Raw genomic sequence first — 1219 nt, 5'->3', positions numbered from 1 at the left:
CACGACATCGAGGTCCAGGACGCAACCGGCCACAGGCTGGCGACCGCAAGGCTGCCCGAGGGCGCGGAAGGCATGACCAAGCTCCACGAGCTGGTGGCCAGGCACGGCGACCAGGACCTCGACGCTGCAGGCGTGATCGTGGGAATCGAGACGGACCGCGGCACATGGGTGCAGGCCTTGCTCGCCGCCGGCTACCAGGTCTACGCGATCAACCCGCGGCAGGTCGTCCGCTTCAAGGAGCGATACAGCACGTCCGGTGCCAAGAGCGACAAGGGCGATGCGCACGCGCTGGCCGATATGGTCCGCATCGACCGTGACCAGCTGCGACCGGTTGCCGGGGACAGCGACCAGGCCCAGGCCGTCAAGATCGCTGCACGCGCTCATCAGACCCTGATCTGGGAACGCACGCGTATCTTTCAGCGGCTGCGCAACGCTCTGCGTGAGTACTTCCCGGCCGCGCTTGCCGCCTACGCAGACGTGGAGCTGACCAGCACGGACGGACTAGAACTGCTGATCAAAGCACCCACGCCGCAAGCAGCGGCGAAGCTAACACGCTCCCAGATCGCCGCGGTCCTAGCCCGTGCTCGGCGTCGCGGCCGGGACGCGAAAGCCAGTGCGATCCAGGCCGCGCTACGCGAGAAGCACCTCGAGCTGCCGGAGCAGGTCACAGCCGCCTACGCGGCCACCGCCACCGCCCACGCCCGTCTCCTGCTCGCCCTGAACGAGCAGATAGCCGCGATGGAAGAGCAGGTGAAGACGCATTTTCTCGCGCACCCGGACGCCGAGATCTACCTCTCGATGCCCGGTATTGGGCAGGTCACCGGCGCCCGCGTGCTCGCCGAGTTCGGAGACGACCCCACCCGCTACAACTCGGCCAAGGCCCGCAAGAACTACGCCGGGACCAGCCCAGTCACCCGGTCCTCTGGCAAGAGTCACACCGTCCAAGCCCGCTACGTGCGCAACAACCGCCTGGCTGACGCTCTCCAACTCCAGGCTTTCTCCGCCCTACGCGCCTCGCCCGGCGCACGCCGCTACTACGACAAGCAACGAGCACGGGAATCCGGCTACAACGCCGCCCTGCGTCAGGTCGGCAACCGGCTCGTCGGCATCCTCCACGGCTGCCTCAAGTCCCGCACCCTCTACGACGAGGCGACCGCCTGGTCGCACCACGCCCACCTCCAGGCCGCTTGACCTCAAATGTCATGGGGTGTCTGCTCAG

At 67.4% G+C, this 1219-nt stretch carries 1 protein-coding gene; it reads left to right on the top strand.

Annotated elements, in window-relative coordinates:
* Nucleotides 1–1191, top strand: a 1191-nt coding sequence (locus ABT288_RS50000; protein WP_351623458.1) for an IS110 family RNA-guided transposase, incomplete at its 5' end; no start/stop codon positions are given.
* Nucleotides 1192–1219 lie beyond the last annotated feature (28 nt).

This window comes from Streptomyces sp. NPDC001093 (assembly GCF_040298985.1).
Taxonomy (GTDB): domain Bacteria; phylum Actinomycetota; class Actinomycetes; order Streptomycetales; family Streptomycetaceae; genus Streptomyces.
The sequence above is the reverse complement of the archived record's forward strand: the minus strand, read 5'-3'. Positions and strand labels throughout refer to the sequence as shown.